Consider the following 19,676-nt stretch of genomic DNA (forward strand, 5'->3'; position numbering starts at 1 on the left):
GCGGTCCCCCTCCCGCCCCGTCAGGCGAACCGCTCGCGGGCGTGCAGCCTGGTGAGCACCGGGAACACATAGCGTCCCGTGGAGTCGGGGCCCTCCAGGAGCTGGTGGTCGACGAGGGTCTCCGCCACGTCCTCGGCGGCGACCAGGCTGCAGCCGAGCGAGGCGGCGGCGGCCCGCAGGGTGAACGAGCCCCCGCAGGCCCTCGCCAGCGCGAGCAGGGCCCGCCGCGAGGCACCGGCCAGGGACACGAGATGGGTGTCGAGGCGGGCGCGGACGTCGAGTTGGCCGTGCGACAGCTCCGAGAGCCGGCCCTGTTCGTCGGTGAGCCGCAGGACCATGCGCGACAGGGACCAGTGGGGGCGGGTGACGAGGCGCTGGCCCACGATGCGGATGGCCAGCGGCAGGTATCCGCACAACTCGGCGATCTCCTCCGCCATCTGACGCTCGGCCAGCAGCCGCTCCTCGCCCACGATGCGGCTCAGCAGCCTGACCGACTGCTCGGCGGTGAAGAGCGAGAGCGGGAAGTGCCGGGCCCCGGGGATCGTGGACAGCGGCGCCCGGCTGGTGAACAGCAGGGCACTGGTGAACCCGCCGGGCAGCAGCGGTTGCAGCTGCTCGTCCCGTACAACGTTGTCGACGACGACGAGGACGCGCCGCTCGGCGAGCAGACTGCGATACGCCGAGATCCGCTCGGTGAGCCCGCGGGGGATGTCGGCCTCGGCCACGCCGAGCGCCCGGAGGAAGCGGTGCAGCACGGTGTGGGCGACCTGGCTGTCGGTCCGGGCGTCGCTGCGCAGGTCGGCGTAGAGCACCCCGTCCACGTACCGCAGCCGGCACGAGTTGGCCACGCGGACCGCGAGGACGGACTTGCCGACCCCCGGCGGGCCGTAGATGGAGGCGACCGGCGAGGGGCCGAACAGGCCGCCGGGCGAACCGCTCTGGGTGAGGTGCTGCAGCACCTGGTGGTGCTCGCTGCGGCCCACCAGGTCGGGGGTGTCCGGCGGCAGCCCGTAGGGGCGCTCGGCCTCCGCCCGGGACGGGTCGGCCTGCGCGGCCTGGTCGTCCATGGTGCGGCTGACGCCGCGGAGCACGGTCAGCTGCGCGGCGCGCAGTTCGGGGCCGGGGTCGATGCCGAAGTCGAGCCGCAGGGTGCGGTCCAGTCGGCTGAACAGGTCGAGGGCTTCGACCTGTTGACCGGCTCCGGCCAGCGCGACCATCAGCTGGGCGTGCAGTCCTTCGTGCAGCGGATGGTGCCGCACCAGGGGCTGCAGCTGGTCGATCGCCTTCTCGTAGTGGCCGTAGGCGACGGCGAGTTCGGCCAGGCGCAGCGCCGCGGTGATCTGCCGCTGGTTGGCGTCCAGGGCGAGCGGATGCTGTTCCAGGCGCGGCGACGAGCCGTGCAGGACCGGGCCCGACCACAGGTGGAGCAGGTCCGTCAGGATCCGCACCTCGAGGGCGAGATCCCCGCCGGCCCGGGCGTGTTCGGCCTCCTTGGCCAGCTCGCGGAAGCGGAGCAGGTCCAACTGGCCGGATGCGATGCGCAGTTCGTAGCCCGAGTTGCGGCGCACGATCGTCGAGGCGTCGGAGCTCGGGTCGCTGTGCTTGGCCAACAGCGCGCGCAGCCGGGAGACGTACGTGTGGACCAGCTGGTTGAAGGAGTTCGGGGGCGTCTCGCCCCACAGCACGTCGACGATCTCCGCCTGGGAGACGCTCTCGTTCGCGTGGAGGGCCATCAGGCCGAGCAGGCTCTGCTGCATGGGGGTGCCGGCGTTGAGGACGCTCCTGCCGCGCACCGCGCTGAGCGGGCCGAGGACCCGCAGCGTCAGCCGGTCGTCCGCTCCGTAGGAGTCCTCGTCCAGCAGGGACTTGGCTGCCGCCTGGTCGAGCAGGCGGGGCTCCTGGAGTACTTCGGCCAGGCGCTGCATGGAGTGCCGCCGGGGCATGCGGACCCGGCCGTTCTCTATCTCCCGCAGTGTGCGGAGGCTGATTCCCGACCTTTCGGCCACCACCCGCTGACTGAGCCGGGCTCTGTCTCTGGCGTCTCTCACCACCTCCCCGAGATCGTCGGTCTGGTCGTGCAATGCGCCTTGGACCGCCATCAATCCCCCGTCCGTCGACGAGCAGCCATTCCTGACACCCATTCCAGACAGGTATTTCACACGCCTGTACGACGGTGCGGAAGAGGCAGATCGTTCATCCAGTGTCTATCCAGTGAGACGCCTGAGGCGCGTGGAAATATTTCTGCGGGTCGACGGAAATCCGCTTTGAAAATGAATGTGCTGGATGATCCCTTGTAAGCGAGGCGTCAGGGTGGGCGTGCCCGGGTGGGAGTGACTCAGCCATGCTGATTCGCGAAAGCAGTGCGCGACTGACCTTGATCGAACTGGGTGACCTCGCGCGAAATGATCTTCCAGCGGAGCTGGAGAAGTACGAGGAGCCCCTGCGTGAAATAGTCGAGTGGGCGTCCAACTACCTCGCCCGACCCCACCCCGAAGTGGGGCGAAGGGGGCATGTCTGCCCATTCGTCAAGTCGTCGATGAACAGAGGCCTGTTCTATCTGGCGGTGGAATCGGGGGTTCCGAAAAGCACGGCGGAGACCGCGGACGTGCTGCGCGGATACCGCGACTGGTTCGTCGAACTCGCCCGCAGTCAGGGGAGTGCAGCGCAGTATACGACGATTCTTGTGCTCTTTCCCGATCTGCCGAGGGACAGGGTGGTCGAAATTATCGACAACACCCAAGTGTTACTGAAAGTGGACTATGTCTCGCACGGCCTCATGATAGGCGAGTTCCATGACGGTCCACCGGCCAAGGGCGGCCTATGGAATCCAGAATTCCGCCCGTTGAACAGCCCCGTTCCGATGCTGGTGATACGGCACATGGTGCCCACGGATCTGCCGTTTCTGAAGGACGACCCGGAGCACCTGGCGGAGTATCTGCGCCGCCACGGCAAGGAAACGCCGCCCGCTCCCGAAGAGGGGCCCGCGGCGCGGTGAGGCGGACGGCCCCGGCCGTCAGCCGCAGAGCTCCTTGAGCCGCGACAGCAGCCCGGCCTCCGTCTGGCCGTCCCGCGGCACGGGGACGACCTGGAGGTCGGTCACCCCGGCCGCGCGGTACGCCGCGATCCGCTCCTTCACATAGCCCTCGGGCCCGCAGAGCGTGGTGGCTTCCAGGAGTTCCGCGGGTACGGCGGCCGCCGCCCCCTTCCGGTCGCCCGACCGGAACAGCCGCGCCACGGTCTCGGCCCGGTCCCGGTGGCCGTACCTGCAGACCAGGTCGTAGTAGTAGTTGTGGCCCGGTGCGCCCATCCCGCCGATGAACAGGGCCAGTTGGCCGCGCGCCAGCTCCCTGACCCGGGCCGCGTCCGGGCCGATGGCGAGCAGCCCGCCCGCCGAGATCCGCAGCGGGCCGAGTGCCGGGTCCCGCCGCGCCGCCCCGGCCCGCAGGTCCTCGCCCCAGACCTCCTCCCACCGTTCGGGGTCGAAGAACATCGGCAGCCAGCCGTCGGCGACCTCGGCGGTCATGCGGACGTTGCGCGGGCCCAGCGACGCCACCCAGACGGGGACGGCGGGACGCACCGGAGGGGAGAGCAGCTTCATGGCGGTGCCGAGCCCCGTGCCGCCGCCCTCGCCGGGCGGCAGCGGCAGACGGTGCACCCGGCCCTCGTACGTCACCGGTTCCTCGCGCCGCCAGAAGGCGCGCAGCACCGCGATGGTCTCCCGGGTCCGGGTCACGGGGTCGCGGTACGGGACGCCGTGCAGGCCCTCGACGACGCGGGGCCCTGAGGTGCCAAGTCCCAGATGGCAGCGGCCGCCTGACAGGGCGTCGACCCCGGCGGCGGTCATCGCGAGCAGCGCCGGCGTGCGGGTGTAGACGGACATGATGCCCGAGCCGATCCCCACCTTCCGGGTGCGGGCCGCGATGAACCCCATGAAGCTCGGGGCGTCGTGGCCGTAGGCCTCGGGCACCCAGATCAGGTCCAGACCGGCGCGCTCGAGCTCCGCCACCTGCTCGGCGGCGGCCACGATGTCGCCGTCGTACCGCAACTGCATGGAAATCCGCATGGTGCGCTCCGGGGTGAGACGAGGGTGAGACGAAGGTGAGGCAGGGGGCGGGGGAACGTGGGGAACGTGGGGTTCAGGAAGGGGAGATGCCGCTGTCGAGGCGCTCCAGGCCACCGCTGACGACGAGTTCGGCGACGCGGAACCGCTGGATCTTTCCGGACGCGGTGAGGGGGAGGTCCGCCGCCAGGAACCAGTGGACCGGGATCTTGTACGGAGTCAGCCGCCCCTCGCACTGGGACAGCAGCGCCTCCAGGCAGAGCGCCGCACCCGGCACGGGCTGCACCACGGCCGCGACCTCCTCGCCCCACACGTCGTCGGGGACCCCCACGACCACGGCCTCCCGCACCCCCGGCACCTCCGAGAGGACCTTCTCGATGGCGGCGGGCGCGATGTTCTCGCCGCCCCGGATGATGAGGTCGTCGATCCGCCCCGCCATCCGCAGGGCCCCGGTGGCGTCCATCGAGCCGAGGTCGCCGGTGTGCAGCCAGCCCTCCGCGTCCACCTTGCCCGCGGTGGCGGCGGGGTCTCCGTAGTAGCCGATCATCTGCTGGTAGCCGCGGGCGCAGATCTCGCCCTGGACGCCGAGCGGCTGCACGGCACCGGACTGGGGGTGGACGATCTTGCACTCGGCGTGCGGGAGCGGCCGTCCGACCGTACTGGTCTTGTCCTCGACGGTGTCGTCGGGCCGGGTGAGGGTGAGGACGGAGGCGAGCTCGGTCTGGCCGTAGAGGTTGAACACCGTGGTGGAGAAGAGCTGTTCGGTCTCCGCGATGAGGCGCGGGCGGACCGGGGCGGCGCCGGTCAGGACGGACGAGAGCACCGGGCGGTCGGGGACGTCGCGGGCGACCTCGTTGAGGGTGCTCAGCACCGTGGGCACGCTGGTGAGCACCGCGCCGGGCGCCTCGCTCAGCGTGCCGAGCAGCACCTTGGGATCGAACCGTTCGAGCAGCACGAACGTGCCGCCGCTCCAGAGCGGCCCCAGACAGGAGATGACGCAGCCGGCCGTGTGGAACATGGGGAGCGGGCTGACGACCGTGGCGCCCGGCGGCACCCCGAGGGCCTCGAACGTCAGCCGGGGGACGTTCACCACCGCCTGATGGGACAGGAGAACGGCCTTGGGGGCGCCCGTCGTTCCTGAGGTGAACTGGATCTGGGCAGGCTCCGACGGGGCCGGTTCGTGCGCCGCGGCCGGCGGCCGGTCGCCCTTGAGGTCCTCCCACTGGGCGAGGGAGACGACATGGCGTAGCCGCGGCAGCCCGGCGGCGACCGACGACGCCACTGCCGCCATGTCGTACGCGCGGCTGTGGTCGGCGTGGACCAGCATGTCCGCCTCGGAGACCCCGAGGGCGTGCGTGAGGTCGTCGGCGCGGAACGCCGGGTTCAGGGTCACCAGGGTCACCCCCGCGAGCGCCGCCGCGTACGCGAACACGGGCCACTCGGGGACGTTGGGCGCCCAGACGGCGACCCGGCTGCCGCGCGGCACCCGGGCGAGGATGCCGGACGCGACGCTCTCCGCCTCGGCGAGCAACTCGGCGTACGTCCACTGCCGGTGGGCGCCGCCGCCGTCGGGGACGCTGCGCAGGGCGACGGTCTCTGGGTGACGGGCCACGGTCTCCCGGAGCAGCGCGCCGATGGTCCGCTCGGCCAGCGGACGGCGTGCGTCCGCGCGCCGGACCGAGCCCGGCCGCGGTCTCGGGCTTCCGTTCACTGCGTGTACGGTTCCGCCGGTCACTGTGGCTCCTCACGTCGTCGGTCTGCGGCGTCGATCTCCGCCAGCACCTCGGCGGTGTGTTCCCCGTGTGCGGGAGCCGCGCCCCGCAGGGATTCCAGCCCCGCCCCGAAGAGCACGGGGAAGCGGACCTGGGGCTGCGGGGTGCCCCCGGGCGGGGCGGGCACGGTGCCGACGAGACCGCGGGCCGCCACGTGTTCGTCGGCGAGGAACTCGTCCGCCGACTCGTAGACCGGGGCCCAGGGCACGTCGAGGTCGGAGAGGGCGGCCGTCCACCAGGCGAGGTCGTGGCGCGCGAACACGTCCGTGAGCAGCGCCCTGACCTTCTCCTTGGCCCGGGTGCGGTCGGCCCGCCGGTCGTACGCGTCGTCGGCGAGCGCGGGGAACCGCGCGGCGAAGCGGCGCCGGAAGGCGAGCCAGAACTTGTCCTCGAAGGTGGCCAGGGCGAGCCGCCGCCCGCACGCCAGGACGAACACGTCGTTGTCCCCGGTGACCAGCGGATTCCCGCCGGGACCCGCCCGGCCGAGCCTGGACAGGGCGAGCGGGGCCGCCCAGGCGGCCGCGGCCTCGTGCAGCGAGACGTCGAGGTGTTGGCCCTCGCCGGTGGCCCGCGCCGCGGACACCGCCACGGCCGTGGAGAGCGCCGCGTACATCGCGCCCGCGGTGTCGGCGATCCGGACGCCGACCCGGTCCACGGGGCCCGCCTCGCGGTGCGGCACCGCGAAGAACCCGGACAGGGCGAGGAAGTTGAGGTCGTGGCCGGGCCGGGTTGCGTACGGACCGCTCTGGCCGAAGCCGCTGATCGAGCAGAGCACGATCCTGCGGTTGGCGGCGCGCAGGTGCGCGTAGCCGAGCCCCAGTGCGTCGAGGACGCCCGGCCGGTGGCTCTCCACGACGGCGTCGCTGCGCCCGACCAGGCGCAGCAGCGTGTCGCGGCCCCCGGGCTCCCGCAGGTCGAGGACGACCGAACGCTTGTTGCGGTTGAGCGCGGCGAACGTGTCGGGATCCACGAGCCTGCCGTAGTCGCCCCCTTCGGGGCTCTCGATCTTGATCACGTCGGCGCCGAGGTCGGCGAGCAGCAGTGTGGCGAAACCGCCGGGCAGCAGGCGGGACAGGTCGAGCACCCGCAGCCCGGTCAGCCCCGGCCACCCCGCGGCCCCTGGTGTCGCTTCCATGGCTGTTCCCCCGTCGGTGTCGGTTGTCAGTGCGCGAGCCGCGTGCCGAGGCCCAGTTCGGCCGCCCTGGTGTGCACCGCGGCGGCCACCGCGATGTCGTGCACGCCCATGCCGAACGGATTGATCACCACGCGGTCCCGGTCGCCGACCTGCCGCCGGTAGGCGCCCGCGAGCAGGTCGGGGAGCGCGGCGTCGACGGACCGGCCTGTCTCGGGGGCGGGTTCGCCGGGAGGGGTGACCCGGCCCGCGCCGGCGAGTACGCCGAGGAGGCGGTGGTCGTCCTCGGAGACCAGCCGCCAGTCGTCGACGAAGAGGTGGTCGCAGCCGAGCAGCAGGCTCTCGGCCGCGTCGTCGAGGGAGACGTTGACGAAGGTGGCGCCCTCGGGCACCCAGTCGAGTTCGACGTACGGCTCGGTCGTGGTGGTCACCGCGAAGGTCAACTCGGCGCGGGAGACGGCCTCTTCGGGGCGTGCGACCACGGACACCGTCACGTCGGGACGGGCCGCGGCCCAGGTCGCGGCGGCCTGTTCGGCGCGGGCCCCGTCCCGGTCGTGGAGGACCACCTCCCGCAACCCGGGGGCGTGGGGTGCCAGGAGGCCGTGGTGGACCTCGGCCTGCCGGCCGCAGCCGAGGAAGGCCACCCGGGCGATCCCGGCGAGGTCACGGACCGCGCCCACCGCGGCGAGCGAGACCCCGGCCGTGCGCAGGGCGCTGATCAGGGCGCCCTCCATGATGCACAGGGGGCGTGCCGTCTCGGGGTCGTCGAGCACGATCAGGCCCGCGGCCCGCGGCAGCCCGCGGGCCTGGTTGCCCAGCGAGGCGTTGATGATCTTGCAGCCGTAGCTGTCGCCGGCCCACCCCGGCAGGATCAGGCTCCGGGCCGAGTCCCCCGAGGGCGTGGTCCACCGCAGGGCGGCCTCGGGGGTGAGCCCGGCCTCGCCCGCCCGCACGGCAAGGAGCGTCCGGCGCACCAGCTCGACGACGGGCAGCCCGGCACAGACGCGGGCCACGTCGGCGCTCGCCAGATAGGTGATCGGGGGCGGACTCTGCGGGGTCATGGCTTCGCTGCTCCTTCGGTGACCGGGGGTGTCCCGGGGTGCGCGCACTCCTCGGCGCGGGCTCGCGCCAGGGCGTCGAGGGCCGCCCCGACCCCGGCGGCGGTCCCGTCCGGCAGCCCCGTCACGGCGCCGGTGAGCTGCGGGTACTTGTCGCCGCCGTCCGGGCACACGCAGGCCGCTTCCGCCGTGCCCGGGTGCCGGGCCGCGTCCATGACGGCGGCGAGCACCGCGGCGCCCGCGCTGCCGCCCAGCGACAGGCCGGTGCGCTCGCGCAGCCGCGCGCAGGCCGCGACGGCGTCCAGGTCGCGGACCCGGACCAGGCGGTCCCAGTGGTGGCGCGCCACGAACCGCGAGGCCCGCCCCGAGCCGAACCCCGCGAGTTTGTCCGGGCGGTGGGCCGGGCTCCCGCCGAGCGCCGCCGACCCCACGGCGTCCACCGCGACGATCCGGGTCGAGGGCCGGTGCGCCCGGAAGTGGTCGGCCACCCCGGCCAGCGTCCCGCCCGTGGAGACCGCCACGGCGACCGCGTCGAAGCCGCGGGGCGGGGCGGCGCGGGCCAGCTCCACGGCGGTGCGGTCGGTGTGGACGCGGGGGTTGGCGCGGCTCTCGTACTGATCGGTCCACACGGCGGTGTCGTCCCGCCGCAGGATGTCCCTGACCGCGTCGAGGCGGGCGTCGAGCGTTCTGCCGGACGGCAGTTCGGGCACGGTCACCACGTCCGCGCCGTACTCCGTCATCCGCGTGACGCTCGTCCGCGGGGTGCTGGGCTCGACCACGAGGGTGCAGCGGTAGCCGCGCTCCGCGCACAGGCCCGCCAGCGCGATGCCGAGGTTCCCCGAGGTGGACTCCACCACCCGGTCCCCGGGCCGCAGCCTGCCGGACTCCTCCAGCGCGTCGAGCAGCGCCTCGGCGGTGCGCGCCTTGATGGACCCGAAGCGGCCGTGCGCCTCCAGCTTCAGCCACAGGCGCAGCGACCGGCCGGCCAGGGGTATCCGGACGGGCAGCAGGGGAGTGGGTACGTGCGTCACGGTCCGCTCAGCTCTCCCGGTTCTCGGCGGAGGGGTGGCCGAGCGTGAGGGGGCCCTGGTGGGCGCCCCGCGCGTGCTCGGGGCCGATGTCGCTGATCCGGTAGCCGCGCGGGTATCCCGGGTACGTCCTGGCCGTCGGCCGGGTCATCAGCCGCGCCATCAGCGCGGGCGCCGCCCGCTCGGCCCGCGCGTGGGCACTGAGGCCGATCCGGTGCAGGGCCCTTGCGGGGTGCGACGCCCGCGGTATGCCGAGCGTCTGCCGGGCGTGGGCGTCCAGCCGGCACGGCAGTGTGGCGGCCACCAGGTCCGAGACGGGGCGCGGATACCAGGACGAGTACAGCTTCATGACGGCGCTGCCCACCCGCGCGCTGGCGGGGTTCGGCCGGAAGTTCGCCCGCTCGTACTCCACGTTGAACCGCTCGAACTCGGTGTACTCGCTGGGCAGTCCCTGGATGTTCATCCGTGCTCCCACTTCCCGGTAGAAGTAGAAGGCGGACAGCCGCTCCGTCTCGATGGTCCTGCGCCAGGCCCAGCGGTCGATCCACCGGATGGGCTCGAAGACGAACGTGGACAGCACGTACAGCATGTCGTCGTTGGAGATCGAGTAGCGACGGTGCGCCAGGTTGATCTGCCGCAGGGCCTGCCGGCCGCGCTCGGACGCGTAGCCGCTGCGCACGATCTCGCCGAGCAGGATCCGGGTGTCGTCGTACCGCTTCTGCGCCCGGAGCGCGAACTCGCCCGTGCCGTCGAGGAGTTGGGCGATGCTCGGTATGCAGCAGGTCCGCCAGATGGCCACCTCCAGGCCCCGGCCGTAGTCCCAGGGGAACTCCTCGTCGGAGGAGGCGCGGTGGATCTCCTCGTGGTCCGCCTTCGGGTCGAGGGACCGCAGGTAGTGGGCGGTGGCATACCGGTTCCGCATGTCGCTCCTCGATCCGGATCGTGTGGTGGGGCCGTGGACTACAGCGGGGTGGATCCGGCGGCGCTGGTCACTTCCGGGCGCGTCGGGTCGAAGCGCCGGGTCTCGTAGCGCCACTGGAGCTGGCCCGTCAACCAGCTGCGCAGGCCCGCGACATGGCGGGCCAGCGGAGCCGCAAGGGACGGATCGAGAACGTCCCGCGGCGACGCGTCGGGGAACGTCCGGCTGAGGTCGGTGAAGGTGGCGACACGGCCCTGGACCATCTCGCCCACCGCGTCCACGGCGCTCTGCAGGTCGGTGCCGTGGGCGTCCCGGTACACGACCACCAGGTTGTGCGGGTCGCCCAACAGGGCTTCCTTCTCGCAGGAGAAGAGGTCGTTGGTCCACAGGTCGGCGTCCGACAGGGACTGGTTCAGCTCGGCGAGGACGGGCAGCCGGTAGATCTCCGGGGGGACCTCGAAGTGCGTGGTGACCTCGATGAGGTCCAGGTACGGCATGAGGGCACAGCCGCGCCGTGCGATGTACTCGGCGAGCTCCGGTGTGCGCCCGGTGAGCCGGTTCTCCGCCTCCCAGGCGCACGTGTCGAAGAACGCCCCGATGTGCCCGGCGAGCCGGGTCCGCCAGGCGTCGGAGACGTACGGGCGGGTGCGGCGCCACAGGTCGGCGAAGGCCGGCCGGAAGGCCGTGATCACCGAGTGCTCCGCGGCGCCGGGCACGGCGTCGGCGACGGAACCGTCGGGCGTGAGCCAGCCGAGCACCTCGCGGCAGACCGCGCGCAGCCGCTCGGGATCCTTGCCCAGGTCGGTCTCGTCGAACTGGTCGTCCAGGACCAGCATGCAGCTGATCCAGTCGGTGACCAGGGCGAGTTCGGTGCGGCCCGCGTGGGGATAGGCGCGCGACATCAGGGTGCCGAGCAGCGACCGCTCGTGGTGTCGGCGGGCCACCTCGTCGGGTACGAGACCGAAGCGCCGCACGAACGCGCGCGTGCTCTCTTCCACCTGGTCCCGGAAAGGGCTGAGCTCCGCGGGGAAATCCACCCGGATCTGGGGCATTCGGAGAGGCACGATGACTCCGGCGTCGAAGGAACGGGCAGGGAGTGGAACGGCGGAACGGGCGCGCACGGGTGCGGGGGAGAAGCAATTCGGGAAAAGCGGAGCGGTCCTCCTCCGTGGGCGCGCCGCACACCGCCGTAAACAGAATTCACGGGCAGAGATTCCATGCGGGGCGATAACAGCCTACGGGAGCGCCGTTCCCCGGACTGGAAGCAACCTGTACGACCAACTGCCCCTGCCCAAAAGGGCGATGACGGTGGATGATGAACCGGCTAGGGTGCCGATTCGGAAGTGACCGACGGTTGTTTGCCGCCCGATGGAGAGGCGACCAGTGTCCTCATCCGTAATTCCCGCTCAGCGCTCCGAAAGCGCCTGGTTCAAGCGGTTCGAGCCGACGCCCGCACCCCGGGTCCGGCTCGTCTGCCTGCCGCACGCCGGGGGCACCGCGGGCGCCTACCGCGCCTGGCCCCGCGACCTGCCCGCGGACGTGGAGCTCGTCGCCGTGCAGTACCCGGGCCGTCAGGAGCGGTTCCGCGAGCCGTGCGTGACGGAGATGGGCACGCTGGCCGACCACGTCACGCGGGCGCTGCTGCCCCTGGCCGACCGGCCGTTGGCGCTGTTCGGGCACAGCATGGGGGCGAGCGTGGCCTACGAGGTGGCGCTGCGGCTGACCACACGTCACCAGGTGCGCCCCCGGTGGCTGTTCGTCTCGGGACAGACGTCCCCGCTGTGCCGGAAGGAGGGCGGCGAGGACAAGGACCTGCACCTGCGGGACGACGAGGGGCTGTTGGCGGGCCTGCGTGCCCTCGGCGGCGTGGACGAGGCGGTGTACGCCGACCCCGACCTGCGGCAGCTGGTGCTTCCCTCGCTGCGGGCCGACATGCGGCTCGTCGAGAACTACCGGCGCACCCGGGTGCAGCGCCTCGCCATTCCGGTGGCGGCGTACGCGGGGGATTTCGACCCGGAGGTGACCGAGGCCGGTATCGAGGCATGGCGTGACGTCACCACGGCGGAATTCACGGCGCGCACACTCCCGGGCGGTCATTTCTATCTGCAGGATCGGCAGGCGGAACTCGTCGCCGATATCGCCGAACGGCTGACTTCGGTCCGCGCCCGGTAGTGCGAAGGGAACCCACGATGGACAGCAATGACCACGAGTTGGCGGGCGCCGTACGGAAGCTCATGGTGGACGTCCTCGACCTTCGGCTGAGTCCGGAGGAGATCAAGGACGGGATGTCGCTCTACTCGCCTTCGATTCAGCTCGATTCCCTGAACCTGCTGCAACTGCTCCTTGCGGTCGAGGACGAGTTCGGTGGCCACATCGACGACGAGGACGTCATGGAGGCCGACCTGGAGACCGTCGGCGACCTCATCGGCCTGGTGTCCCGGCACGTGCGGGAGAACCGTTCGGAGGCCGGCGCGTGAAGGCGAACCGCAACCAGTACCTGCTGGACGAGAGCGACGTCCCCACCCACTGGTACAACATCCTGGCCGATCTCGACATGCCCACGGACGGCGTCCGCAGGGCCCGCCCCGCCCCGGGCGCCCCCGCCCCCGAGGTCCCCGCGGCGGAACGGCAGGCACCGAACATCCCCCTCTCCATGTACCGCGACAGCGTCGGCACCCGGCGCCATGTGGAGATCCCCGACGAGGTGCGCCGGCAGTACCAGCGCTGGCGCCCCACCCCCCTCGTCCGCGCCCATGCGCTGGAGCGGGCCCTGGACACCCCCGCGCACATCTACTACAAGTACGAGGGCGCCAACGCGGCCGGCAGTCACAAGCTCAACTCCGCGCTGGCGCAGGCGTACTACTACAAGAAGGCCGGCGTCCAGGAGCTGACCACGGGCACCGGAGCCGGGCAGTGGGGCACCGCGCTGTCGATGGCGTGCCAGGCGATCGGCCTCGGCTGCACGGTCTTCATGGTCCGGTGCAGCTTCGACCAGAAGCCGTACCGCCGTGTGCTCATGGAGCTCAACGGCGCCCGGGTGATCCCGAGTCCGAGCGGCACGACCGAGGCGGGCCGCGCGCTGCTCGCCGCGTCCCCGGACAGCGAGGGCAGCCTGTCCATCGCCAACGCCGAGGCGATCGAGCACGCCCGATCGGTGACGGGCGGCCGCTTCGCCGTCGGCAGCGGCGAGAACCACGTCCTGCTGCACCAGACCGTCATCGGCGAAGAGGCGCTGCGCCAGATGGAGTTGGCGGGCGAGTTCCCCGACGTGGTCATCGCCTCGATGGGGGCGGGCAGCAACTTCGCCGGCCTCGCGTTCCCCTTCTACCGGGAGAAGCTGCGCACCGGGGCCGCCACCCGCCTGGTGGCCGTGGAACCCGAGGCGTGCCCCAAGATGACCAGGGGGCGCTACGCCTGGGACTACAACGACTACTCCGGCACCACGCCGATGACGAAGATGTACACCCTCGGGCACACCTACGTCGCACCCGGCGTGCACGCGGGCGGTCTGCGCTACCACGGGGCCGCGCCCCTGGTCAGCCTGTTGCACCGGCACGGACGCATGGAGGCCGTGGCCGTCGGGCAGAACGCCGCGTTCGAGGCGGGTGCCCTCTTCGCCCGCACGGAGAACGTCGTGCCCGCACCCGAGTCCGCGCACGCCGTCCGCGGCGTGATCGACGAGGCCCTGCGGGCCCGCGAGGAGCGCCGCGCCACGGTCATCCTGTGCAACATCAGCGGCCACGGCATGCTCGACCTGTCCGCCTACGACCAGTACCTCGCGGGCACCCTCGAGGACCACTCGGCCACCGACGAGCAGATCGCGACCTCGCTGGCCGCACTGCCGGACGTCGAGCCCGCGGGTGCGGCGTCATGAACCTCGGCGTCACCGAGGAGCAGACGGCTCTGGGCGAACGGCTCCGCGACGTCGGCGCCACCCGGCTGGGCGCGGACGTCGAGGCACGGGAGGGCACCCGGAGCCTGCAGCCGGGGGACTGGGAGCGGTGTGCGCGGGCCGGGATCCTCGGGCTGCCCGTACCCACCGCGTACGGCGGGCTCGGGCTCTCCCCGCTGAGCTGCGCCGTCGCCATGGAGGGCCTCGGCCACGGCTGCCGGGACAACGGCCTGCTGCTCTGCCTCGGCGCCCATGTCTGGGCGGTCGAGATGCCGCTCCTGGAGTTCGGCACCGAGGAGCAGAAGGAGCGCTACCTGCCCGCGCTGTGCGACGGCCGGATGGTCGGCGCCCACGCGCTCACCGAGCAGGAGGCGGGATCCGACGCCATGGCGCTGACGGCACGGGCCCACCGCGACGGCGACGGCTATGTGCTCAACGGCACCAAACGGTTCGTCACCAACGCGCCGATCGCCGACGTCACCCTCGTCTACGCCACCGTCAACCCGGCCCTCGGGTTCACCGGCGTGACCGCGTTCCTCGTCGACCGGGACACCGAGGGGCTTTCGGTGGAGACCCGGTTCGAGAAGACGGGGATGCGCACCGCGCCCTGGGGGGAGATCACCCTGCGGGACTGCCGGGTCCCGGCCGCCGCCCGGCTCGGCGCGGAGAAGCAGGGATCCCGGATCCTGGCCAGGGCGATGGCCTGGGAGCGCTCGCTGATCCTGGCCCCGCTGCTCGGCACGATGCGGCGCCAGATCGAGCAGTGCGTCCAATACGCCAGGAGCCGCAGCCAGTTCGGCAAGAACATCGGCCGGTTCGAGTCCGTCGCGCACCGCATCGTCGACATGCAGCTCCGGCTGGACGCGGCGCGCCTGCTCACCCACCAGGCGGCCTGGCAACTGGGCCTTGAGGAGACCTCGTACGCCCCCGAGGCGGCGAAGCTGACCACCAGCGAAGCGGCCGTGCAGACCTTCCTCGACGCCATGCAGGTGTACGGCGGGCTCGGCTACACCACCGACACGGACATCGAGCGCAACCTCCGCGACGCCCTGGGAACCCGCATCTCGTCGGGCACCTCGGACCTCCAACGGGTCCTGATGGCCGAGAAGTTGGGGATCACGGCCAGGGCGCGCCGCACCCCCGCGCCGCGTCCCGCGGCCGCCGCGGGGGCCGGAGGTGAGCGGCATGCCGACGCTCGTTGACGCCCTGGCGCGGACGGTGGCCCGGCACCCCACCGGTGAGGCGGTCAGACTGCGCGGCACCTGCCTCGACTACGCCGGACTCGACCGGGCGAGCAGCGCCCTCGCCGCCACGATGCGCGAGGCGGGCGTCGTCCCGGGCGACCGGGTCGGGCTGTGGCTCGCCAAGTCGGTGGAGACCGTGGTGGCCGTGCACGCCGTGCTCAAGTGCGGTGCCGCGTACGTGCCCCTGGACCCGGCGGCGCCGCCCGCCCGCGCGGCGTACATCCTGGCGGACTGCGCGGTGGCCTGCCTGGTCACGGACCGCGGACGGCTCGACCTGCTCGCACCGCAGACGCGGGGCTGGTCCCGTGCGGTGCGGCTCGTCGTGGTCGTCGACGAGGCGGCGGGCGAAGAGGGCGGGGCGGGCGAAGGGCGTGAGGCGGGCGAACGGGGTGCGCGGGCCGCGCGGGAAGCCGGTCCGCCGCGCCTCGGCTGGGGCCGGGCGGCACGGCGGCCCGTCCCCGAAGGGTTCCGGCCCGCCCCCGTGGCCCCCGGCGACCTGGCCTACGTCCTCTACACCTCCGGCTCGACCGGCGTCCCCAAGGGCGTCATGCTCTCCCACCGCAACGCCCGCGCCTTCGTGGACTGGGCCGTCGAGGAGTTCCGCGTCACGTCCGAGGACCGGCTCGCCTCCCACGCCCCCGTCCACTTCGACCTGTCGGTCTTCGACATCTTCGCGGCGGCGGGCACCGGCGCCTGCCTCGTGCTCGTCCCGGAGAACCACAAGGCGCTCGGCCTGGCCCTGAACCGCCTCGTCACGGCCGAGAAGATCAGCGTCTGGTACTCGGTCCCGGGCGCGCTGGTACGGATGCTCGACGCGCGGAACAGCGGCGAACTCGCCTCCAGCGGGCTGCGGACGGTGCTGTTCGCGGGCGAGGTGTTCCCGCTCAAGCACCTCAGAAGGCTGCGCGGCGCGGTCGGCGGGGCCGAGCTCTACAACCTCTACGGACCGACCGAGACCAACGTCTGCACCTTCCACCGGGTCACCGACGAGGACCTGGCACCGGACCGCGTCGCGCCGCCGCCCATCGGCACGCCCTGCCCGTACGCCGTCACCACCCTGCTCGACACGGACGGCCGCGCGATACCGGACGCACCGGGCGCCGAGGGCGAACTCGCCGTCCGCGGCGACTCGGTGATGCTCGGCTACTGGACGCCCGGGGGCCCGCCCGCCGAGCCCGACCCTGTCCACAGGACCGGAGACATCGTCAGGTCCGACGGCGCGCGCAGCTACACGTTCGCCGGGCGGCGCGACCACATGGTCAAGGTCCGCGGCTACCGGATCGAGCCTGAGGAGATCGAGGCGACCCTGCTGGCGCTGCCCGAGATCCACGAGGCGGTCTGCGTCGCCGTCGGGGCCGGCGAGGACGACGTACGCCTGGAGGCGTTCGTGGTGCCGGAGCCCGGGGCGTCGGTCGACGAGGCACGGCTGCGCCGCCACAGTGCCCGCACCCTGCCGCGCTACATGGTCCCGGCCCGCTTCGCCGTCGTCGACGGCCTCCCCCGCACGTCGACGGGCAAGGCCGACCGGCGTGCGCTCGCCGCGGCGGCGGCCCGCAGTGAGGAGGGGCCGTGCACACCCGGGTCCTGACGCCCTGCGGGCCGAGCCGGGCGCTCGGCCGCGACAAGCGGGTCAACGTCGTGCTGCCCGACACGTACACGGAGGACGGCCCCGCCCACCCGGTGCTGTACCTCCTGCACGGATACGGCGGCGGGCGGGACACCTGGCTGCGCCGCTCGGTGCTGTGCCGGGCGCTGGAGGGCAGCAGGCTGATCGTCGTCCTGCCCGAAAGCGGCCGCCGCTGGTTCATCAACGACCACGCCGGACACCGGTACGAGGACTACCTCGTCGAGGATCTCCTGCCCGGCGTGAACGACGGGTTCAACACGGTGGCGCGCCGCGAGGGCCAGGCGGTCGCGGGGTTCTCCATGGGAGGCGCGGCCGCGCTGTTCCTCGCGCTGCGCCATCGCGGCCTGTTCGGCGCGGCCGCCGCGCACGCCGGTGCCTTCGAGGCGGGCTCGCGCGTCGGCGACCCGTACGCCGCCTTCCGCGGGGACCCTGGCTTCGCCATGCCCACGCAGGCGGTCCACGAGCGGGTCTGGGGCCCGCCGGGCAGCGCCACCCGCCGGCTCTACGATCCGCGGCGGCTGATCGGCGATCCGCACGACGGCCCCCGCCCGGCCCTCTACCTCGACGTCGGCACCGGCGACCACGACCGCGTGGTCGCGATGAACCGCCGCACCCGGGACACGCTCCGGGAGCGGGGCTGGCGACCGGAGTACCACGAGCGGCAGGGCGCCCACGACTGGGACTTCGTGAACCGCGCCCTGCCGCACTCGCTGAAGTTCGTGATGCGTCACCTTGCCGGAACGACTGTGAACGGGGTGCCTGCCACATGATCGCCGCAGCGGAAGCCATACGTCTGGTCGAGCGCTACTACGACCTGGTGGACCGCGACGACATTCCCGGTCTCGTGGCGCTGTTCGCCGCGGACGCGGTGTACGAGCGGCCGGGATATCCGCCCTTGCGCGGAACAGCCGAACTGGAGCAGTTCTACCGGAAGGACCGCGTCATCGAATCGGGAAACCATTCACTGCGCGCGGTCGTGGCGCACGACGAACTCATCGCCGTGCACGGCGATTTCGAGGGGCGGCTCAAGAACGGGAACGACGTGTGCGTGCGGTTCGCTGATTTCTTCCAGGTCACCGATGACGGACTCTTCCGCCGGCGTGACACCTACTTCTTCAGCCCCCAGGTGTGAGTGGCATGCCCCAGGACCTGAGCGGCATGCCTCAGGAGGTGAGCGGCACGACCGGGGAACAGGGCCCGCTCCTGGTGACCCGCCCGTGCCCGGAGATCGTCGTCGCCGCCCTGCACCGGCCGCACCGGATGAACGCCCTCACCGAGGAGGTGTTCCGCGCGCTCGCGGACCTCTGCGCCGAACTGCGCGCGGACACCGAGGCGCGCGTGCTCGTCCTGACCGGGACGGGGACGGTCTTCTGCTCCGGGTACGACCTCGACGAGGCGGCGCGGATCGCCGCCCTGCCGCCGGCCGAACTCCTCGCCCTGCTCGAACGGCAGTCGGCGGCGGTGACCGGGCTGCGCGCCATCCCGCAGCCGGTGCTCGCCGCCGTGGACGGCGTCGCGGTCGGCGCCGGGCTCTCCCTCGCGCTCGCCGCCGACCTGCGCGTGGCGACCGACCGCGCCCGGCTGCGCGCCTCCTTCGTGAACGTGGGCCTGTCCGGCGGGGACATGGGCGCCTCCTGGCTGTTGCCCAGGCTCACCGGGCTCGGCTTCGCCTCGGAGATGATGCTCACCGGCAGGTTCGTGGCCGCGGCCGAGGCCCTGGACCAGGGCCTGGTGAACACGGTGACCGCCCCGGACCGCCTGCACGCCACCGCCCTCGATCTGGCCCGGCGGATCGCCGCGCACAGCCCGGTCGCGGTGGCGCTGACCAAGCGCGTCCTGCAGGCCAACGCCGACGCGCCCTCGCTGGCCGTCGCCCTCGAACGCGAGGCGCCGCTCCAGACCGTGGCCGCCCAGTCGGCCCGTATCCGAGAGGCCGTCGCGGACCTCCGCTCACCCACGACCCCTACGGAGAAGTGATGGCCGACACCGCCCAGACCTGGCGGCCCCTGGAGGTGGACCCGGGCGGAGCCGGTGTGCCGGCGAGCCCCCGAGGTCTTGCGGAGTTCCTGCGGGGCCAGGACGTGACGGAGCTGCTGGCCCGGGAGAAGGCCGTGGTCTTCCGGGGGTTCGGGACCGTCGCGGAGTCGGCGGCGTACGACGAGGCGGCCGATCTGCTGCTGCCGAACCGGCTGGCGTACGTGCACGGCAACTCGCCCCGGACCAAGGTCGGCAGGAACGTCTACACCTCGACCGAGTACCCGGCGGAGTTCACGATCTCCATGCACAACGAGATGTCGTACAGCCACACCTGGCCCCGGCGCATCCTGTTCTGCTGTGCCTACCCGGCCGCGACGGGCGGCGCCACACCCGTCGTCGACGGGGCGCTCTGGCTCGCCTCCCTGGACCCGGAGGTCCGCGAGGCCTTCGCGGCCGGCCTGCGCTACACGCAGAACCTGCACGACGGCATGGGGTTCGGCAAGAGCTGGCAGGCGACCTTCGAGACCGAGCGGCGGGACGCGGTCGAGGCGTTCCTGGACGGCACGGACGCCCGGTGGCAGTGGCTCGCCGACGGCTCGCTGCGGATCACAAGGACCGCGCCCGCGACGCTCCGGCACCCCGTCACGGGACGCGAGGTGTGGTTCAACCAGGCCGACCAGTGGCACCCCGCGGGGGTGGGCGAGGAAGCGGCGCTCCTCGCGGAGATGCTGCCCGAGGACGAACTGCCCCAGAGCGTCTGCTTCGCCGACGGCAGCCCCATTCCCGCCGCGTACGTCACCCACGTCCAGGAGACAGGGCTGCGTCTGGCGGTCGACGTGGACTGGCGGCCGGGAGATCTGCTCCTGGTCGACAACGTGGCCGCGGCCCACGGCCGTCGGCCCTACACCGGCGAACGCCGGGTGCTCGTGGCCATGTCGGACTAGCCGTCGCACGGCAGATATCCGTA

The 19,676-nt window shown here is 72.5% G+C and carries 18 protein-coding genes; 10 read left to right on the forward strand and 8 right to left on the reverse strand.

The window, feature by feature from the left end:
• Positions 1 to 20 precede the first annotated feature (20 nt).
• Positions 21 to 2,141, reverse strand: a complete 2,121-nt coding sequence (locus tag ACZ4D5_RS38385; protein WP_467777110.1) for a BTAD domain-containing putative transcriptional regulator — start codon at positions 2,139 to 2,141, stop codon at positions 21 to 23.
• Between the two features lie 200 nt (positions 2,142 to 2,341).
• Between ACZ4D5_RS38385 and ACZ4D5_RS38390 the strand changes: the two genes are divergently transcribed.
• Positions 2,342 to 2,995: a DUF6875 domain-containing protein gene (locus ACZ4D5_RS38390; protein WP_467777111.1), complete on the forward strand. Its 654-nt coding sequence runs from the start codon at positions 2,342 to 2,344 to the stop codon at positions 2,993 to 2,995.
• An 18-nt stretch (positions 2,996 to 3,013) separates the two neighbouring features.
• Here the strand turns inward: ACZ4D5_RS38390 and ACZ4D5_RS38395 are convergent, their stop codons facing one another.
• From ACZ4D5_RS38395 to ACZ4D5_RS38425, 7 genes are all read right to left on the reverse strand, one after another.
• The gene (locus tag ACZ4D5_RS38395; RefSeq protein ID WP_467777112.1) at positions 3,014 to 4,063 is read right to left on the reverse strand and encodes an LLM class F420-dependent oxidoreductase; all 1,050 of its coding nucleotides are present in this window, start codon (positions 4,061 to 4,063) and stop codon (positions 3,014 to 3,016) included.
• A 73-nt stretch (positions 4,064 to 4,136) separates the two neighbouring features.
• Positions 4,137 to 5,771 carry a class I adenylate-forming enzyme family protein gene (locus tag ACZ4D5_RS38400; RefSeq protein ID WP_467777113.1) on the reverse strand — a complete coding sequence of 545 codons (1,635 nt, stop codon included), beginning with the start codon at positions 5,769 to 5,771 and terminating at the stop codon, positions 4,137 to 4,139.
• 20 nt (positions 5,772 to 5,791) lie between these two features.
• The gene (locus ACZ4D5_RS38405; protein WP_467777114.1) at positions 5,792 to 6,967 is read right to left on the reverse strand and encodes a CaiB/BaiF CoA transferase family protein; all 1,176 of its coding nucleotides are present in this window, start codon (positions 6,965 to 6,967) and stop codon (positions 5,792 to 5,794) included.
• A gap of 26 nt (positions 6,968 to 6,993) precedes the next feature.
• Entirely contained in the window at positions 6,994 to 8,025 is a 1,032-nt protein-coding gene (locus ACZ4D5_RS38410) for an ornithine cyclodeaminase (protein ID WP_467777115.1), read from the reverse strand.
• On the reverse strand, positions 8,022 to 9,053 hold the full coding sequence (locus ACZ4D5_RS38415) for a cysteine synthase family protein (RefSeq protein WP_467777116.1): 1,032 nt from the start codon (positions 9,051 to 9,053) through the stop codon (positions 8,022 to 8,024). Before ACZ4D5_RS38415 ends, ACZ4D5_RS38410 begins: the two co-directional genes overlap by 4 nt.
• A 7-nt stretch (positions 9,054 to 9,060) precedes the next feature.
• Complete coding sequence (locus tag ACZ4D5_RS38420; protein ID WP_467777117.1) at positions 9,061 to 9,972, reverse strand: oxygenase MpaB family protein; 912 nt, start codon at positions 9,970 to 9,972, stop codon at positions 9,061 to 9,063.
• 38 nt (positions 9,973 to 10,010) lie between these two features.
• Complete coding sequence (locus tag ACZ4D5_RS38425) at positions 10,011 to 10,967, reverse strand: terpene synthase family protein (RefSeq protein WP_467777118.1); 957 nt, start codon at positions 10,965 to 10,967, stop codon at positions 10,011 to 10,013.
• A 385-nt stretch (positions 10,968 to 11,352) separates the two neighbouring features.
• On the opposite strand from ACZ4D5_RS38425, the gene ACZ4D5_RS38430 reads away from it, so the two are divergent.
• From ACZ4D5_RS38430 to ACZ4D5_RS38470, 9 genes are read left to right on the forward strand one after another with little or no spacing between them, the layout of a single operon-like run.
• The gene (locus ACZ4D5_RS38430; RefSeq protein ID WP_467777119.1) at positions 11,353 to 12,141 is read left to right on the forward strand and encodes a thioesterase II family protein; all 789 of its coding nucleotides are present in this window, start codon (positions 11,353 to 11,355) and stop codon (positions 12,139 to 12,141) included.
• Positions 12,142 to 12,158: 17 nt separating this feature from the next.
• Entirely contained in the window at positions 12,159 to 12,446 is a 288-nt protein-coding gene (locus tag ACZ4D5_RS38435) for a phosphopantetheine-binding protein (protein WP_467777120.1), read from the forward strand.
• Positions 12,443 to 13,843: a TrpB-like pyridoxal phosphate-dependent enzyme gene (locus ACZ4D5_RS38440; RefSeq protein ID WP_467777121.1), complete on the forward strand. Its 1,401-nt coding sequence runs from the start codon at positions 12,443 to 12,445 to the stop codon at positions 13,841 to 13,843. Before ACZ4D5_RS38435 ends, ACZ4D5_RS38440 begins: the two co-directional genes overlap by 4 nt.
• A complete protein-coding gene (locus tag ACZ4D5_RS38445) occupies positions 13,840 to 15,063 on the forward strand; it encodes an acyl-CoA dehydrogenase family protein (protein ID WP_467777122.1) in 1,224 nt (407 codons plus the stop codon). Before ACZ4D5_RS38440 ends, ACZ4D5_RS38445 begins: the two co-directional genes overlap by 4 nt.
• Complete coding sequence (locus ACZ4D5_RS38450; protein ID WP_467777123.1) at positions 15,047 to 16,693, forward strand: amino acid adenylation domain-containing protein; 1,647 nt, start codon at positions 15,047 to 15,049, stop codon at positions 16,691 to 16,693. The genes ACZ4D5_RS38445 and ACZ4D5_RS38450 overlap by 17 nt, the downstream gene beginning before the upstream one ends.
• Positions 16,675 to 17,502 (forward strand): alpha/beta hydrolase, encoded by an 828-nt coding sequence (locus ACZ4D5_RS38455; RefSeq protein ID WP_467777124.1) that lies wholly within the window; start codon positions 16,675 to 16,677, stop codon positions 17,500 to 17,502. The genes ACZ4D5_RS38450 and ACZ4D5_RS38455 overlap by 19 nt, the downstream gene beginning before the upstream one ends.
• Complete coding sequence (locus ACZ4D5_RS38460; protein ID WP_467777125.1) at positions 17,499 to 17,864, forward strand: nuclear transport factor 2 family protein; 366 nt, start codon at positions 17,499 to 17,501, stop codon at positions 17,862 to 17,864. Before ACZ4D5_RS38455 ends, ACZ4D5_RS38460 begins: the two co-directional genes overlap by 4 nt.
• Positions 17,865 to 17,869: 5 nt before the next feature.
• The gene (locus ACZ4D5_RS38465; protein ID WP_467777126.1) at positions 17,870 to 18,709 is read left to right on the forward strand and encodes an enoyl-CoA hydratase/isomerase family protein; all 840 of its coding nucleotides are present in this window, start codon (positions 17,870 to 17,872) and stop codon (positions 18,707 to 18,709) included.
• A complete protein-coding gene (locus ACZ4D5_RS38470; protein WP_467777127.1) occupies positions 18,709 to 19,653 on the forward strand; it encodes a TauD/TfdA family dioxygenase in 945 nt (314 codons plus the stop codon). The genes ACZ4D5_RS38465 and ACZ4D5_RS38470 overlap by 1 nt, the downstream gene beginning before the upstream one ends.
• Positions 19,654 to 19,676 lie beyond the last annotated feature (23 nt).

Source organism: Streptomyces sp. NPDC025651 (assembly GCF_055558735.1).

Bases quoted from the DNA above. Each gene is read 5' to 3' on its own strand.
- ACZ4D5_RS38390 (WP_467777111.1), top strand. From the start codon at position 2,342: ATGCTGATTCGCGAAAGCAGTGCGCGACTGACCTTGATCGAACTGGGT.
- ACZ4D5_RS38465 (WP_467777126.1), top strand. From the start codon at position 17,870: ATGCCCCAGGACCTGAGCGGCATGCCTCAGGAGGTGAGCGGCACGACC.
- ACZ4D5_RS38445 (WP_467777122.1), top strand. From the start codon at position 13,840: ATGAACCTCGGCGTCACCGAGGAGCAGACGGCTCTGGGCGAACGGCTC.
- ACZ4D5_RS38435 (WP_467777120.1), top strand. From the start codon at position 12,159: ATGGACAGCAATGACCACGAGTTGGCGGGCGCCGTACGGAAGCTCATG.
- ACZ4D5_RS38385 (WP_467777110.1), bottom strand. From the start codon at position 2,141: ATGGGTGTCAGGAATGGCTGCTCGTCGACGGACGGGGGATTGATGGCG.
- ACZ4D5_RS38420 (WP_467777117.1), bottom strand. From the start codon at position 9,972: ATGCGGAACCGGTATGCCACCGCCCACTACCTGCGGTCCCTCGACCCG.
- ACZ4D5_RS38410 (WP_467777115.1), bottom strand. From the start codon at position 8,025: ATGACCCCGCAGAGTCCGCCCCCGATCACCTATCTGGCGAGCGCCGAC.
- ACZ4D5_RS38405 (WP_467777114.1), bottom strand. From the start codon at position 6,967: ATGGAAGCGACACCAGGGGCCGCGGGGTGGCCGGGGCTGACCGGGCTG.
- ACZ4D5_RS38450 (WP_467777123.1), top strand. From the start codon at position 15,047: ATGCCGACGCTCGTTGACGCCCTGGCGCGGACGGTGGCCCGGCACCCC.
- ACZ4D5_RS38395 (WP_467777112.1), bottom strand. From the start codon at position 4,063: ATGCGGATTTCCATGCAGTTGCGGTACGACGGCGACATCGTGGCCGCC.
- ACZ4D5_RS38460 (WP_467777125.1), top strand. From the start codon at position 17,499: ATGATCGCCGCAGCGGAAGCCATACGTCTGGTCGAGCGCTACTACGAC.
- ACZ4D5_RS38470 (WP_467777127.1), top strand. From the start codon at position 18,709: ATGGCCGACACCGCCCAGACCTGGCGGCCCCTGGAGGTGGACCCGGGC.